At 38.4% G+C, this 15,697-nt stretch carries 14 protein-coding genes; 9 read left to right on the forward strand and 5 right to left on the reverse strand.

The window, feature by feature from the left end:
- Nucleotides 1-15 precede the first annotated feature (15 nt).
- A complete protein-coding gene (locus GY23_RS17605; RefSeq protein WP_075620494.1) occupies nt 16-231 on the reverse strand; it encodes a helix-turn-helix domain-containing protein in 216 nt (71 codons plus the stop codon).
- A gap of 98 nt (nt 232-329) precedes the next feature.
- Nucleotides 330-1,670 (reverse strand): sodium-dependent transporter, encoded by a 1,341-nt coding sequence (locus GY23_RS17610; RefSeq protein ID WP_075620495.1) that lies wholly within the window; start codon nt 1,668-1,670, stop codon nt 330-332.
- 131 nt (nt 1,671-1,801) lie between these two features.
- Between GY23_RS17610 and GY23_RS17615 the strand changes: the two genes are divergently transcribed.
- From GY23_RS17615 to yugI, 3 genes are all read left to right on the forward strand, one after another.
- Entirely contained in the window at nt 1,802-2,359 is a 558-nt protein-coding gene (locus GY23_RS17615; protein WP_075620496.1) for an RNA polymerase sigma factor, read from the forward strand.
- Nucleotides 2,349-4,502 carry a hypothetical protein gene (locus GY23_RS17620; RefSeq protein ID WP_075620497.1) on the forward strand — a complete coding sequence of 718 codons (2,154 nt, stop codon included), beginning with the start codon at nt 2,349-2,351 and terminating at the stop codon, nt 4,500-4,502. The genes GY23_RS17615 and GY23_RS17620 overlap by 11 nt, the downstream gene beginning before the upstream one ends.
- Before the next feature lie 87 nt (nt 4,503-4,589).
- The gene (gene yugI, locus GY23_RS17625; RefSeq protein WP_075620498.1) at nt 4,590-4,964 is read left to right on the forward strand and encodes a S1 domain-containing post-transcriptional regulator GSP13; all 375 of its coding nucleotides are present in this window, start codon (nt 4,590-4,592) and stop codon (nt 4,962-4,964) included.
- Nucleotides 4,965-5,232: 268 nt separating this feature from the next.
- On the opposite strand, the gene GY23_RS17630 is transcribed toward yugI, so the two are convergent.
- Nucleotides 5,233-6,567 (reverse strand): AAA-type ATPase lid domain-containing protein, encoded by a 1,335-nt coding sequence (locus tag GY23_RS17630; RefSeq protein ID WP_425435007.1) that lies wholly within the window; start codon nt 6,565-6,567, stop codon nt 5,233-5,235.
- 113 nt (nt 6,568-6,680) lie between these two features.
- Between GY23_RS17630 and pruA the strand changes: the two genes are divergently transcribed.
- From pruA to GY23_RS17655, 5 genes are all read left to right on the forward strand, one after another.
- Nucleotides 6,681-8,225, forward strand: a complete 1,545-nt coding sequence (pruA, locus tag GY23_RS17635) for an L-glutamate gamma-semialdehyde dehydrogenase (RefSeq protein WP_075620500.1) — start codon at nt 6,681-6,683, stop codon at nt 8,223-8,225.
- A gap of 157 nt (nt 8,226-8,382) precedes the next feature.
- Nucleotides 8,383-9,576 carry an ornithine--oxo-acid transaminase gene (locus GY23_RS17640; RefSeq protein WP_075620501.1) on the forward strand — a complete coding sequence of 398 codons (1,194 nt, stop codon included), beginning with the start codon at nt 8,383-8,385 and terminating at the stop codon, nt 9,574-9,576.
- A gap of 81 nt (nt 9,577-9,657) precedes the next feature.
- Entirely contained in the window at nt 9,658-10,902 is a 1,245-nt protein-coding gene (locus tag GY23_RS17645; protein ID WP_075620502.1) for a Glu/Leu/Phe/Val family dehydrogenase, read from the forward strand.
- Nucleotides 10,903-11,020: 118 nt separating this feature from the next.
- Nucleotides 11,021-12,184 (forward strand): iron-containing alcohol dehydrogenase, encoded by a 1,164-nt coding sequence (locus GY23_RS17650; protein ID WP_075620503.1) that lies wholly within the window; start codon nt 11,021-11,023, stop codon nt 12,182-12,184.
- 102 nt (nt 12,185-12,286) lie between these two features.
- Nucleotides 12,287-12,694, forward strand: a complete 408-nt coding sequence (locus GY23_RS17655; RefSeq protein WP_075620504.1) for a YugN family protein — start codon at nt 12,287-12,289, stop codon at nt 12,692-12,694.
- A gap of 43 nt (nt 12,695-12,737) precedes the next feature.
- Here GY23_RS17655 and GY23_RS17660 read toward each other — a convergent pair whose 3' ends face one another.
- Nucleotides 12,738-13,730: a cation diffusion facilitator family transporter gene (locus GY23_RS17660; RefSeq protein WP_075620505.1), complete on the reverse strand. Its 993-nt coding sequence runs from the start codon at nt 13,728-13,730 to the stop codon at nt 12,738-12,740.
- 12 nt (nt 13,731-13,742) lie between these two features.
- Nucleotides 13,743-14,468: an MgtC/SapB family protein gene (locus tag GY23_RS17665; protein WP_075620506.1), complete on the reverse strand. Its 726-nt coding sequence runs from the start codon at nt 14,466-14,468 to the stop codon at nt 13,743-13,745.
- 138 nt (nt 14,469-14,606) lie between these two features.
- Here GY23_RS17665 and GY23_RS17670 point away from each other — a divergent pair, with 138 nt between their 5' ends.
- Nucleotides 14,607-15,515 carry a DMT family transporter gene (locus tag GY23_RS17670; protein WP_075620507.1) on the forward strand — a complete coding sequence of 303 codons (909 nt, stop codon included), beginning with the start codon at nt 14,607-14,609 and terminating at the stop codon, nt 15,513-15,515.
- Nucleotides 15,516-15,697: the final 182 nt, after the last annotated feature.

Genomic DNA, 15,697 nt, shown 5'->3' on the forward strand with positions numbered 1-15,697 from the left:
GAAGCTTTTTAAGGTTCATGAATTAAGTTGAAGTCCATCGTATAGGTTTGAGGCTGGAACTTCGAGTGCGTTAGATAGTTTTAAGATGGTCTGTACAGAAGGAATCTCCGTTCCATCTTCATATTGTAATAATTTCCCGGTACCAATTCTTGTTTTTAATGACAAATCTTCTAGTGAAATCTTACGTTCACTCCGCAATAAACGAAGTTGAGTGTGAAATTCTTGTTTCATCTTCATGCACTCCTTTTCATACCTACATGATATGCATACGTTTATTTTATCATACCGAATAAATTGTCATAAAGTGAAATATGAAGCTTTCATGGCAATTAGCCTTTGAATGCCGAGATAATTGCATTAATAAAGATTACGATAATTGCTATAGGTGCTAAATATCTAACTAGAAAATGCCATACGGCGAACCATGTAGGAGAAATATTTAATTCCTCAATTGTTGCTGATTTTTTCAAAACATACCCCGCAAAGATTGAAATCAATAATGCACCTAATGGTAATCCGATACTGCTTGTTAAGAAATCCGCGAAATCAAAGAACGTTTTCCCGAAAATTTTAACATCTGAAAACACTCCGAATGACAACGCACTTGGAATTCCCACTAAGAAAATTATCAATCCGTAAATCCATGAAGCACGTTTACGTTTATCGTATGCATTTTTAATTCCAATTGACACAATTGTTTCTAACATCGCAATAGACGAAGTCAGCGTTGCAAACAACATTAATATAAAGAAAATCAACATAAAAATGGCACCGAAAGGTATTTGTTCAAATATTGCAGGTAGAATAATGAACGCAAGTCCAGGACCTTCATTTGGTGAAAATCCTAGAGCGAAAACTGCAGGGAAAATGACGAGTCCAGCCATAATTGAAATTCCAATATTTAACATCGAAACACTTACTGCTGAACTTCCAAGCTTTTGATCTTTCGGCAAGTAAGAAGCATAGGTCATCATTCCGGTAACCCCAACACTTAGGGAGAAGAATGCTTGACCTAATGCTAGCAGTGCCGTTTTAGCATTAAAGTACGACCAATCTGGCACAAACATAAATTTAACGCCTTCCATGGCCCCATCTAGAGTTAAAGAACGAATTACTAAAATGATAAAGAAAATCAGTAGTGCAGGCATCATGATTCTACTTGCACGTTCGATTCCTGCTTCAATACCCCCACGTACAATCATGACTGTCAAAATCATAAAGACAGCTTGTCCAATCAAGACTTCCACAGGATTTGAAATAATCGTATCAAATAAACCCCCATAGTAGTTTTCACCCTTATTATCGAAACTGAACAATAAAGCTCTTCCTAAATATGATAAAATCCATCCACCCACTACGCTGTAAAATGACAATATAATGAATGAAAAGAAGAATCCAGACCAACCAATAAAATGCCACTTCTTGCCGGGTGCTAATTTTTTAAGGGCTGTTACAGGATCAGCTTGCCCTCTTCGCCCAATAACAAACTCAGCCAATAGAATTGGTAATCCAATTAATAATGTACTGATGATAAATAACAAGACAAATACGCTACCGCCATTTGTTCCTGCCATATATGGAAACTTCCAGATGGCTCCGAGTCCTATCGCACTTCCAGCTGCTGCAAGGATGAATCCTATTTTTGATGCGAAATGATCGCGTTTAGCCATGTATGCCAACTCCTTTAAACTTTAAAGATTTCCTCATTCTACACGACTGTCATTGAAAAGAATATTATTTTTTGAAACAATCGAGGATAAAGATTCGTATCACGTATAGAACATAGAGAGTGGGGGGACTTATGCACGAACTCGAATTAATTGAAAAGGCTCAAAAAGGGGATAAAAATGCCTATGGTGAATTAATGAGTCTTCATCATCGGACCGTAGAGAAATTTGCCTTTCAAATTGGTGTCAAAGCAGATGATGTACAGGACGTAACACAAGAAGTGTTTATAAAGCTTTACCGATTCCTTCATCAATTTCAACGTGATCGCTTTACTACCTGGTTATATAAGATCACATTGAATTCTGCTCGCGATTATTACCGGAAAGAACAACGGGAAAAAGATAAAGAAGAAAAAATACAAGAAGATGTAAACTTTGGTTTAACGACGAGATCTGCAGAATCTAAAATTTTAGTATTCGAAGAAGATCGAGAACTGCATGAAGCAATCCAATTATTGGATGAGAAATATCGTATTCCATTGGCATTATTTTATTTTCAAGAATTAACTTACGAACAAATTGGAGACGTCATGAACATCCCGCTTGCCACCGTTAAGACACGGTTGCTTCGTGCAAAAGAACAACTCAAATCTGCATTATCACAAGAGGGGGACGCTGAATATGGACGATAAACAATTCGAACAACAAATGAAATTACTCAAAAAAACATACGAACGTGTCCCCTCTAAATTTAATGCGGACGAGGTGTTACGGAAAATTGAAGAAGAAGGAAATCAAACAAAAGAACCTATCCTCACAGTAAAGTCCCCGACATCCAAGTGGCAGAAGATAAGTGTATGGGCAGTGAGTTTAGCAAGCGTGTTTATTATTGGGATACTGAGCGCGTCGTTTTTAAATGATGGGAAAGAGCAAGGAGACAAATCGGTCACTGAATTTGATGAAAATGATATTGAAAAATTGGAGAAAGCCTACCAGGAAGAACGAGAGAAACGCCGAAAAATGCTTGATTTGACGGATGAGCAATTCGATTCATTAGGTTTTGTTCAGTTTGCTGATCAGGAATTTACTCGCACAATTAAACCAGGCAGTTTGGAAAGTAATCAATCAGGTATGCCACTTGAACTGCGCTACTCTAAAGTCATTGATTTTCTCAAGTTACCCTCTGAGATGGTTCAGAACGCATTGGAATCTAAGGAGAAATTTAACGAGGAACAAAGCATGCAGTACATTGATGAATTGACAACGAAAATAGATCATTTGACATATGTTTATGATTTGGTAATTAATGAGCACCTCGACGTGATGAATACGGCTAAAATGAATGGCGAGCTAGATGCGGATTATTTATATGGTCATCGTGCAGAGTTACCCGAACCAGTTGAGAATATGTTGGTAAATGCACCTAAGCAAGGTATCTCGATTGCAGTATCACCCGACAAGAATCGATTTATCGCTAAATTTCAAATTGAGTATGAAATGAGAGACGTCCTTTCGGAAACTGCTTATAATTATCTGGAAATCAAGTCGAATTTACCGTTTTTGTGGGCTGGAAAACTGAGTTATGAGCCAGCTCAAGCGGCACATTTACTCCAATTTATTGAAAAAACGCTACTTGAAACAAAGATACAAAACACAGCCATACAGGCAGTAACAAAAATGAATTATTTGAATTTAGCTGAGATGTTAATTTATGACAACGAGAGCAATAATATTTTTGAAAACGGCAAACTTAAGAATGAATACTCAATGGCTTGGGACACCTTACGCAGTACAATGGGAGTTTCACCAATCAAGTTTTTTATTGAGCCATTCTACCAATCAATGGTAATGAATGAGTGGCGGATTAATGAGACCTATAAAACTTTGGATATGTCGGACTTGAGTTATGCTTTTAGTCTTGCTGAGGTCGGTGACTTAGCAGAATTGATGCCAGGGGAAGAATTTACTTTTCAATCAGAGTCCTACAATATACCGGATACTGATCTCACACAGAAAGTGCATGGTTATTTCAAGACAGTCGGAGCATCCAGTGACCTTCAGGAATTAGAGTTTGCTACCCCTATCGAGATTGTAGCCCTGGCCCAATTCGCAAGGGAATTTGAGAAATCCAGTTTAGAGTATAGTCTATATCGAGTATCAGATCAGTTGCCGAATTTCGAAGATTATAATTTGATTATGCAAGATCAGAACATCATTCCAGAAGATTCAACTAATTTACAATACGTTGAAGAGAGGACCTATCTACAGGAAGGGGAATACCATACAACGGTTGAAATCTTTAAAGATGGCAACCCGGTTAAAACGATTCAGCTAATCCGTCAAAAGGGCGGTTTATGGCAGATTGTTTATGAAGCACCTCTTGTGCCGCCTGGTTATTACTATGAACCGAAAGTCGCCCAAACAGATGTAATGGAAGATAGTGTTGTCTACTTATATAAAAAATATAAACAAAATCACAATTTTTCATTGCTGAAAAGTGCATCCGCAATTGAAGTTGCGGGCATGTATCTCGAAGCAGATAAGCAAGGCGATCTAGAAACGCAATATGAGTTATTGTTAAAAGATGATCAATATGTTACACCTTCACGTGAAGAGTTCCTTTCTTATCCGACAGACGGTGGACATGATTGGAAAGTGCAATTTGAAGCTTTTGAAATTATTCAAAATACTCCGACGGATGCCAACGGTGAGTTTGACGTAGTAGTTTGGTTTGATTTGAACTACTCACTCGTTACCGATGATGATTCACGTAGAGGATTCCAAATGCGTAAGACAGCAGATGGCTGGCGTGTGCACTTCATGCCGATGCAGTGAGCCTTTTGAATGTACTGCTAGTTTATGGTATAATCTTCTATGACCTTAAGGTAGATAGGTATATATCCATGACTGGGAGCGATTATTATGACAAAGAAGTATGAAGTAGGCGCAGTGCTTTCTGGTAAAGTAACGGGCGTTCAGCCATACGGTGCATTTGTAGCACTTGATGAAGAGACTCAAGGTCTTGTTCACATTTCAGAAATCACATACGGTTATGTGAAAGAAGTAAGTGAATTTTTATCTGTGGGGCAAGAAGTAGAAGTGAAAGTTCTTGAAATTGATGAAGCAGCTGGCAAAATCAGCTTATCAATTCGTGCATTACAAGAACGTCCTCCAGTGATGCGTAAAGATGAGAAGCCGAAAAAATCTTTACAAGCACGCGTTGATGAACATGACGCAGAAGGTTTCAACTCATTAAAAGACAAATTACAAGATTGGATTAAACAATCCGGTCAATGAAAAAGTGAAAAGCGCCACTCTAGCCCAACTTTAGTGTAGGCAGGTTGGCGCTTGTAGCTGGAAATGAGAAAATGCGAGTCGACTCAATCTGAGTTGGCTCGCATTTTTGAGTTATAAAGTGCTTTTTGGGTACCAGGCTTGGATAAATCAGCATCTTGTCCAGATATATGTCCCCTTAGACCAGATATAGTCCTCCGTTGTCCAGATAAACGCGTTTTTCGTCCAGATATCCACTAGGTGCTAGAATACTCAGCCGCCTACCATTGGTTTACTTCTTCATCTTCCTCAATCGATATTGTAAATTCTGTCGACTCATTCCTAATGCCCCGGCTGCTTTGGTGATATTGCCGTCAAACCTGCCCATGACTTTTTGTAAGTAGTACATTTCTGCTTCTCGTAAGTATTCATCAAGGGGTAACAATTCGCGGTCGGTTTGCACGACAAAATCTTCTGGGCGTTTTAATGGTTCACGTATTTCCTGAACTTTCAACTTGAAATGCAAAGGCAACATTTCAAAAGTAACCAATACTTCGATTGTTAGCATGGAAGATATCTCATCTAATAAGATCTCGACTTCTTTTAAATTGCCAGGCCAATCATAAGAATGAAAAATTTCACGAACCTCTTCGGTCAATCCCGTAATTGATGAGCCAAAGCGAACACGATGCCGAGCAAAATAGTCATGAACAAATGGATCGATGTCTTCGCGACGCTCTCGTAATGGAGTGACCACAATCGTCATAGCTGCAAAGAAATAGTAAAGCTCTTTTAATAGCTCTCCTGAAGCAATCAAGTTAACTGGATCAGCCCCTACACTTGCCAAGAACAAATGATCACCAAGAGCAGGATCATTGACCATTTCTAATAATTGTTGTTGCATACCTAAAGTCAACAAATCAATCCTTTCACAAAAGATGGTGCTAGCTTCTAGTATAGGTAGATCTTCTAATAATTTATTTAATATGGTTGGATCTGAGTTATGGCAATACAACGTATAAAAGTGTAATAAAGGTGGAGATAATGCATAATGAATGCCTTCCGCTACTAAATCTTTACCAGTGCCAGCTTCTCCAACTAGTAATACGGACAAGCGAGCTGTTGCTGCCTTTTTAGCAGTTGAAATGACTTGTTTCATGGATTCAGAAACAGCTGTAATGACAGAAAATGTTATGGGTTCCCCGTATCGACGGAGCGGCTGGTAAACTAATCGCTCCAATGTGGTTACATCTCGTGCTAGTTCGACAGCACCAATTAAGACACCCTCTTCATAAACAGGGTATGTATCATTAATGGTTGTAATTTCATGACCATTGCGATTCCAATATGTTTGTTTAACATTCAACACATGTTCACCGCTTTGGAGTACTTTTAATAGGGTACTTTCTTGTTGGTCAAATTGAAACAACTCAAGAAGGGAGCGGTCAGCCACATCTTTTAAATCTAGACCTTCTATATTTTTCATTTTTTCGTTATATAAAATAGTGCGCCCGTTATGATCAATCGCATGAATCCCAACGGAAACATGATCGCTTGCAAAGCGATAAAAAGGGAGTAGTTTCATTTCTTTTGCTTCCACGGGAGATTCTCTCCAATCTTTTTTCATCAAAATAAGAAATAATACTTGAAATACGCAACAATCTTTTGCATTATTATAGATGTAAACGATTTAAAAGAGCAAATATTTTTTGCACCAAAACAAATTCGAGGAGGATTCACATGATTCCTTATAAACATGAAGCATTCACAGATTTCTCAAAAGAAGAAAACAAACAAGCCATCCAAGAAGGCTATAAAACAGTAGCGGCCTATATGGGTCAAGATTTCCCACTTATCATTGGTGGTGAACGCATTACAACTGAAGATAAGATTGTTTCTTACAATCCTGCCAATAAAACAGAAGTTGTTGGTTCAGTATCTAAAACAAGCCATGAATTAGCTTCAAAAGCTATGGACATTGCAGATGCAACATTTAACACATGGAAAAAAGTGAAACCTGAAATTCGTGCAGATGTTTTATTCAAAGCAGCAGCAATCATGCGTCGTCGCAAATTCGAATTTTCTGCATTACTTTCTAAAGAAGCTGGTAAAACATGGATTGAAGCAGATGTTGAAGCTGCTGAAGCAATCGATTTCCTTGAATACTATGGTCGTCAAATGCTTCGTTTAAAAGATGGTATGCCAGTTGAAAGCCGTCCAGGTGAGTACAACCGTTATGACTATATACCTTTAGGTGTAGCAGTCGTAATTTCTCCTTGGAACTTCCCATTTGCGATTATGGCTGGTACAACTGTAGCAAACGTGGTTTCTGGTAATACAGTATTACTAAAACCTGCTTCTACAACACCAATCGTAGCGTATAAATTTATGGAAGTATTAGAAGAAGCGGGAATGCCTGCAGGTGTTGTTAACTTTGTTCCAGGTTCTGGTTCTGAAATTGGTGATTACCTAGTAGACCACCCACGTACTCGTTTAATCAGTTTCACTGGTTCACGTGATGTTGGTTTGCGTATTTTCGAACGTTCTTCAAAATTAAGCGAAGGTCAAATTTGGATTAAACGTGTTATCGCTGAAATGGGCGGTAAAGACACAATCGTTGTTGATAAAGAAGCTGATTTAGAGTTAGCAGCACAATCAATCGTGAAATCTGCATTCGGCTTTGGCGGTCAAAAATGTTCAGCGTGTTCACGTGCAGTAATTGTTGAAGATGTTTATGAGCAAGTTGTAGCTCGTGTAGAAGAATTAACAAAAGCTTTAACAGTTGGTGTCCCTGATAATGACGAGCATTTCGTAAGTGCGGTTATTGATAGTGCTGCATACAAAAAAATTATGAGCTATATTGAAATCGGTAAAGGGGAAGGTCGCTTAGTAGCGGGTGGAACTGGAGACGATTCACAAGGATTCTTCGTTCAACCAACAGTGTTTGCTGACTTGGATCCAAAAGCACGAATTATGCAAGAAGAAATTTTCGGACCAGTTGTTGGTATTTCTAAAGCGAAAGATTTCGATCACGCACTTGAGATTGCAAACAACACTGAGTACGGCTTAACTGGTGCAGTTATTACAAACAACCGTATGAACCAAGAAAAAGCTCGTGAAGATTTCCATGTAGGTAACTTGTACTTTAACCGTGGATGTACTGGCGCTATCGTTGGATACCAACCATTTGGTGGATTCAACATGTCGGGAACTGACTCAAAAGCGGGCGGTCCAGACTACTTAACATTACACTTACAAGCAAAAACAACATCTGAAATGCTGTAATAGGAACGAAGGCTAAGTTCAGCGCGTCCTGCGCCAACTCCTTCATGACGCACTTCAGTAAGAGGTTCGAAATTTAAGGTAAAACTTGAAAAAATATAGGCAGGCACATCAGAAGATGCGTCTGCCTTTTTTTGAAAATTAGAGGAGGCGAAACATTATGACAGTTTCACAAAACTTAATTGAACAAACAGAAAAATTTGGTGCACCGAACTATCATCCGCTACCAATCGTAATTTCTGAAGCACAAGGGGTATGGGTAAAGGATCCAGAAGGCAATAAATTTATGGATATGTTATCTGCGTATTCTGCAGTGAACCAAGGTCATCGACATCCAAAAATTATTCAAGCATTAAAAGATCAAGCGGATCGTGTTACGTTAACATCACGTGCATTCCACAATGACCAATTAGGACCTTGGTATGAAATGATTTGTGAATTGTCAGGAAAAGATATGGCACTTCCAATGAACACAGGTGCAGAAGCTGTGGAAACAGCAATTAAAGCTGCACGACGATGGGCATATGATGTAAAAGGTGTTGCAGAGAACCAAGCTGAAATAATTGCTTGTAATGGGAACTTCCACGGTCGCACGATGGCTGCTGTATCTCTTTCTTCTGATGCAGATTACAAACGTGGTTTCGGTCCGATGCTTCCAGGAATTAATTTAATTCCGTACGGTGACATCCAGGCATTGAAATCTGCAATTACACCAAATACAGCTGCATTTTTAATTGAACCTATTCAAGGCGAAGCAGGAATTATCATTCCTCCATCTGGCTACATGAAAGCTGCACGTGAATTATGTCGTGAGAATAACGTATTATTTATCGCAGATGAAATCCAGGCGGGTCTAGCGCGTACAGGTCGTATGTTCGCATGTGAATGGGAAGATGTAAAACCTGATATGTATATCTTAGGTAAAGCACTGGGTGGCGGAGTTTTCCCGATCTCTTGTGTGGTTGCTGACAAAGAAGTACTTGAAGTATTCAACCCAGGTTCACACGGCTCTACTTTCGGTGGGAATCCAATGGCTTGTGCGGTATCAATTGCTTCTCTTAATGTATTAGTAGATGAGAAGTTAGCAGAACGCTCAGAAGAACTAGGAAACTATTTTAAAGAAGAATTATCAAAAATTGACCATTCTTCTATTAAAGAAGTCCGTGGACGTGGATTATTTATTGGGATGGAACTGACTGAAGCTGCTCGACCGTACTGTGAAGAGCTAAAAGAACTTGGTTTATTATGTAAGGAAACACATGATACGGTGATTCGTTTTGCTCCTCCACTTGTAATTACAAAAGACGAACTTGACTGGGCAATTGAAAAAATTCAAAAAGTGTTCAATAAATAACTTTTTCTATTAAAAAGTAAATCCAACTATGATACAATGATTGCGATGCAATGAATATGAAAAAAGAGGCGAAACAATACAATGGCTGAAAATTTAAACCTGTTCACATCAACGCAAGTTGTAATTCAGGAAGCACTTAACAAACTTGGGTACGATGAAGGAATGTTTGAGTTACTAAAAGAACCATTACGTATGTTAGAAGTACGAATTCCAATTAAAATGGATGATGGTTTAGTTAAAGTATTTACGGGTTACCGTGCACAGCACAATGATGCAGTTGGTCCAACAAAAGGTGGGGTTCGTTTCCATCCTCAAGTAACAGAAGATGAAATGAAAGCCTTATCAATGTGGATGACATTAAAATGCGGAATTGTCGATTTACCTTACGGTGGGGCAAAGGGTGGAGTAATTTGCGATCCACGACAAATGTCGATGAATGAAATTGAAAAATTAAGTCGTGGTTATGTTCGTGCGATAAGTCAATTTGTTGGTCCAACAAAAGATATTCCGGCACCAGACGTATTTACAAATTCACAAATTATGGCTTGGATGATGGATGAATATAGTCGAATGGATGAATTCAACTCACCAGGTTTCATTACAGGTAAACCGATTGTGCTTGGAGGTTCTCAAGGTCGCGATCGCGCTACGGCGCAAGGTGTTACAATTTGTGTTGAAGAAGCTGCTAAAAAACGTGGAATCGATATGAAGGGTGCACGTGTTGTCATTCAAGGGTTCGGAAATGCGGGTAGTTTCTTAGCTAAATTCATGAGTGATGCAGGTGCAAAAGTTATTGGGATCTCAGATGCCTATGGTGCACTTCATGATCCAAATGGTTTAGACATTGATTATTTACTTGACCGTCGTGATAGCTTCGGTACGGTTACAACATTGTTTGAAAACACGATTTCAAACAAAGAATTACTTGAGTTGGATTGTGACATTTTAGTTCCAGCAGCAATTGAAAATCAAATTACTTCTGAAAATGCACACAAAATCCGTGCAACAATCGTTGTGGAAGCTGCAAATGGTCCTACAACTTCTGAAGCTACTAAAATTTTAACTGAGCGTGGCATTTTACTTGTTCCAGACGTACTTGCAAGTGCTGGTGGCGTAACAGTATCTTATTTTGAGTGGGTTCAAAATAACCAAGGATATTACTGGACAGAAGAAGAAGTTAACGAAAAATTATACAAAAAAATGATCGACGCTTTTGAAAATGTTTTTACTGTTTCAACAACTCGCAACATCGATATGCGTTTAGCTGCGTATATGGTGGGTGTACGTAAGACAGCAGAAGCATCACGCTTCCGTGGCTGGGTTTAATATATTAGGTGACGCCTTGTCTGATTGTAGACGAGGCGTTTTATTATGGATTTTAGGTGCAAATCTTTGAATTCGAATCATTTTTTGGACATAATGAAATTAGAGGAGCGTGATCGAGATGAATGCATTTTCATTTTATAACCCTGTCAAATTGATTTTTGGTAAAGGGCAACTTGAAGAAATAAAACAAGAATTACCTATATACGGCCAAAAAGTATTAGTTGTGTATGGTGGAGGTAGTATAAAGAAAAACGGACTGTACGACGAAGTGATGGATGTTCTAAAAGAAGCGAACTTGGAAGTTTTTGAGTTAAGTGGAGTAGAACCAAATCCCCGTATTTCAACCGTTCGTCGCGGAGTGGAACTTTGTAAACAAGAAAATATTGAAATGTTACTTGCTGTAGGTGGTGGTTCAGTTATTGACTGTACAAAACTAATCTCAGCTGGTGCTTTATATGATGGTGACGCTTGGGATTTTGTCAGTCGTAAAGCCACTCCAAAAGCGGCACTTCCATTTGGAACGGTGTTAACATTAGCTGCAACAGGCTCAGAAATGAACAGTGGATCGGTAATTACAAATGAAGAGACACAAGAAAAATACGGTTGGGGAACACCACTTGTATTCCCAAAATTCTCTGTACTTGATCCAACCTATACTTTCTCAGTTCCGCTTGATCAGACGGTTTACGGAATTGTAGATATGATGTCTCATATTTTTGAACAATACTTCAATAATGCAACGAATACACCGGTACAAGATGAAATGTGTGAAGGTGTTCTACGTGCCATTATGGAGACTGCACCGAAATTACTAAAAGATTTGCATTCATATGAGCATCGTGAAACGATTCTTTTTGCAGGGACAATGGGGTTGAATAACTTTTTACAAATGGGTTATCGAGGAGATTGGGCTACTCATAACATTGAGCACGCGGTTTCGGCTGTATACGATATTCCACATGCGGGTGGACTAGCTATCCTATTCCCACATTGGATGCGTCACAACGTCAAGGTAAATCCAGAACGTTTTGCTCGATTAGCAGTTTACGTTTTTGGAGTAGAACCTGATGGCAAAACGGTTGAAGAAATTGCGTTAGAAGGTATTGATAACTTACGTGCCTATTGGACATCTCTAGGAGCACCTCAAACACTTGCAGACTATAATATCGATGATTCAAACATAGAGTTGATGGTAGAAAAAGCAATGGTTTACGGACCTTTTGGTAATTTCACAGCTCTGCAAGCGGAGGATGTTCGTGCCATTTTGAAAGCTTCATTGTAAGTATTCGGGGATTACTGGGTAATTTAAATGAATCATAATTAGTTACAAACGAATAAAACCAACCACCTCCTGTCCATTCTATAGAAGACAGGAGGTTTTTATATGATAGAACTAAATTCTTCAATCGAAGGTAAACAATTTGAAAGAGGTCAGTTGGAAGCTTTTTTGGCCACTCATGGATTTTCAGTAGGTGGTGGATGGGATTATGACCATGCCTATTTTGATTACGTTTTTCAGAAAACGCCTTATTATGATGTCTTGCGAATTCCTGTAACGGTGAAAAGTGGAGACTTCGAACAAGCCTCCTCAAAATTGGAGTGTGGCGTGCCATTTTTATTACGTCACTGTTATGAGACAGGCATTGATGATGAGAAAGATGCCTTATTTGGGATTGGCGGAGGTACGTTAAACCAGTTTCAAAAGCCGACAGATCCGGACGCAACCGTCAGCGAAAAGTTGGTCGTTCAAGGAGTAGAACTACTAAAGTCAATTGAAAGTCAATTGCAATAGAGAAAATGCCCATTCAAACTTGTTTCAGTTGAATGGGCATTTCTTATTGAATTGGTGGTAACGAATCCGGTCGCTTACTAACTTGTTTCCAGTGACTAACTCCGTCATCTTCGTCAAAGGAAATGGTCACATCCTCAACGCCGGGCTGATTTAATATTAAATCTACAAGATGGTCACGAATGTCATCAGCCTGTGCAAAAGATATAGTAGGATCGATTTCAGCAATAAGTTCGACATGCAAGAATTCGCCTTCCTTTATAACTTCGAGCTTTTGAATATCCTTTACATGTTCATTCTCGGAAACGACATATGCGATATGATTCAGCATTTGTTCATCGGTTTCCCCAATGGCACCACGGGCATTCTCTAAGAACACACGTCCAACAACATAGAACATCATTAAACCAATCATAATGGAGGCGATACCTTCGGCTTGTAAAAAACCTGTAAAGTGAGCAATTAACACAGCGATAAATGCTAAAATTCCACCGGTTGTCGCAACTAAATCTTCCATAAATACTAATTTTGTTGCTGGCTTAGCCCGCTTTAAGTTAGCGAAACCTAAAGTCAAGTTAGCAAGCCCTTTTGCGTTTTTAACACCGGTCTCATGTAATACTTCTTTACTAGCTTTATAAAGTACAAAAAATTCTAGGATGATGGAAATAGCTAATACACCGAGTGTGATAAACATTCCACTTGACTCTGTAGGATGTTGAATATGGTGCCACCCTTCAATAATGGTCTCATAGGATAGTATACCGACAATTAATACTGCCCCTAAACAAACTAAGTTGACAACACGTCCAAAACCATTTGGAAATCGAGGTGTTGGTGCTTTTTTCGATAGGGAGGAGCCGATGAAAACGAAGTATTGATTGGCTGCATCCCCAATAGAGTGCATCATTTCGGCGAACATTGCGACATTTCCAGTGAAGAAGAATGCTGCTCCTTTTAAGACAGAGATTATGGTGTTGACAACTGCTGCCAATAGAGATGGTTTGTTACCTTCTTTTAATAGTACGAAAAGTTCTTTCATATTTACCTCCAATTAATGTAATATTTCTAATTCGACTCGATCAATATAAGGTAAGGAGTGTACTTGATCGTAAATGGTAAATGAATCGTTTTTGGGTAAAGTCGATAGTCGAAGTTCAATTTCGTGCTTCAAGCGCTGATCGGAGAGCGGAATGTCTTTGATTCGAAGACTCTCGACGACAATGTCTTCAGATGTTAAGAATGTGACGAAGTTTTCAATTTGCCCAGTTTCTGAAATTAGAACCTTCATATAAACTTCTTTCATTCTTAACCGTTTAGGACCGATTTTAGACAGTAGAGGAGGAAGGACCTCAATTCCAACTATCACAATCAATACACAAATAGTTGCTTCGATATAAAATCCAGCCCCAACTGCAATGCCAATTCCGCCAGCACCCCAAATCATAGCAGCTGTCGTTAATCCTGTAATACTGTCATTTCCTTTTCGTAATATAACTCCTGCCCCTAAAAAACCAATTCCACTAACAATTTGAGCTGCAAGGCGCAAAGGATCCATTGTAATATTGACCCCTACCCGATCTTCAGCCATATATGCTGATTCAATGGAGATAAAAGTCAAGAGACAACTAAAAGTGGCAATTACTAAACTGGTCTTTAAGCCAACAGGTTTCTTCTTTAATTCCCTTTCAAGACCAATAACTAAACTTAATAAGGCGGCAAAACCTAATTTAATTAAGAGTTCGGTATGAACTAGACCTCCAAAAAATAAATCTTCCATTAAAATCCTCCTCTAAAAAAATAAACAAACTTGCGCAGTTGGAATAGACATGAAACAATATGAAGGATTACGTATATACTACCTCTTATTAATTAATATTTACAAATTATTTAGAGGTTGAAGAGAGAAGTGAACATCTTGGAGAAACCAACCATCCATCCGTATATTCCAATTGCAATTGGTGTTATTACAGTTGCGTTATCTGCAATTTTCGTAAAGCTTGCGAATGCAGAGGCAGAAATAATTGCGTTTTACAGAATGTTTTTTTCGGTGTTAATCATGGCGCCCATCTTTTTTTGGAAATATACAGCTGAACTAAAACAATTAACAAGGAGAGATTGGGCTTTTTCCAGCATTGCAGGAATTTTTCTAGCCTTTCATTTTATCTTATGGTTTGACTCGTTAAATTACACCTCAGTTGCCAGCTCTACAGTTTTAGTCACTTTACAACCACTGTTTGCATTTGCTGGTACCTATTTCTTCTTTAAAGAGCGATTATCGATGAAAACGATAATATCGGGTCTCATTGCAATAGGTGGGTCTATCTTAATCAGTTGGGGAGATTTTAAAATTAGTGGCACTGCTTTGTATGGTGACATGTTAGCGCTTATCGCTTGTGCCTTAGTGACGGCTTATTTATTGTTCGGACAAGATGTACGAAAAAGGCTTTCGTTGGTTACATACACTTTTGTAGTTTATGGGATAAGCACAGTTACTTTGTTCTTTTATGTCCTCATTAAAGGTGGATCATTTGGACCATATCCAGCAAATGAATGGCTATGGTTTCTATTATTAGCTATTGTTCCAAATCTATTAGGTCATACATTATTTAATTGGTCATTAAAGTATGTATCAACAAATGTTATATCAATCGCCATTTTATTTGAACCAATTGGGGCAGCGGTTTTAGCTTTTTATGTATTCAATGAGCATTTAATTGCAACCCAAGTAGTAGGGGGGAGCATTGTTATTGCTGGTATAATGCTGTTTGTAATAGATTTCAAGAAGTTATTGAGTATATTTCGTAAAAAACCTCTTGATTTTTAAATCAAGAGGTTGTATATTAATAAATGTCCTTCGAGAGCAAATTTAATATTTTAAAATAATTATTGACATCGAATTCGAATGACGGTATAGTAAGTGAGTTGCCGATTTGAGTGCAACTAAGTGAAAAGTTATCAAAACTTCTTATTGACATTCTAAATAAGAAATGATAAGATATAAAAGTT

The organism is Paenisporosarcina indica (assembly GCF_001939075.1).
GTDB classification, from domain to species: domain Bacteria; phylum Bacillota; class Bacilli; order Bacillales_A; family Planococcaceae; genus Paenisporosarcina; species Paenisporosarcina indica.

Bases quoted from the DNA above. Each gene is read 5' to 3' on its own strand.
- GY23_RS17665 (WP_075620506.1), bottom strand. From the start codon at position 14,468: ATGGAAGATTTATTTTTTGGAGGTCTAGTTCATACCGAACTCTTAATT.
- GY23_RS17615 (WP_075620496.1), top strand. From the start codon at position 1,802: ATGCACGAACTCGAATTAATTGAAAAGGCTCAAAAAGGGGATAAAAAT.
- GY23_RS17655 (WP_075620504.1), top strand. From the start codon at position 12,287: ATGATAGAACTAAATTCTTCAATCGAAGGTAAACAATTTGAAAGAGGT.
- GY23_RS17645 (WP_075620502.1), top strand. From the start codon at position 9,658: ATGGCTGAAAATTTAAACCTGTTCACATCAACGCAAGTTGTAATTCAG.
- GY23_RS17610 (WP_075620495.1), bottom strand. From the start codon at position 1,670: ATGGCTAAACGCGATCATTTCGCATCAAAAATAGGATTCATCCTTGCA.
- yugI (WP_075620498.1), top strand. From the start codon at position 4,590: ATGACAAAGAAGTATGAAGTAGGCGCAGTGCTTTCTGGTAAAGTAACG.
- pruA (WP_075620500.1), top strand. From the start codon at position 6,681: ATGATTCCTTATAAACATGAAGCATTCACAGATTTCTCAAAAGAAGAA.
- GY23_RS17650 (WP_075620503.1), top strand. From the start codon at position 11,021: ATGAATGCATTTTCATTTTATAACCCTGTCAAATTGATTTTTGGTAAA.
- GY23_RS17630 (WP_425435007.1), bottom strand. From the start codon at position 6,567: ATGAAAAAAGATTGGAGAGAATCTCCCGTGGAAGCAAAAGAAATGAAA.
- GY23_RS17640 (WP_075620501.1), top strand. From the start codon at position 8,383: ATGACAGTTTCACAAAACTTAATTGAACAAACAGAAAAATTTGGTGCA.
- GY23_RS17620 (WP_075620497.1), top strand. From the start codon at position 2,349: ATGGACGATAAACAATTCGAACAACAAATGAAATTACTCAAAAAAACA.
- GY23_RS17605 (WP_075620494.1), bottom strand. From the start codon at position 231: ATGAAACAAGAATTTCACACTCAACTTCGTTTATTGCGGAGTGAACGT.
- GY23_RS17660 (WP_075620505.1), bottom strand. From the start codon at position 13,730: ATGAAAGAACTTTTCGTACTATTAAAAGAAGGTAACAAACCATCTCTA.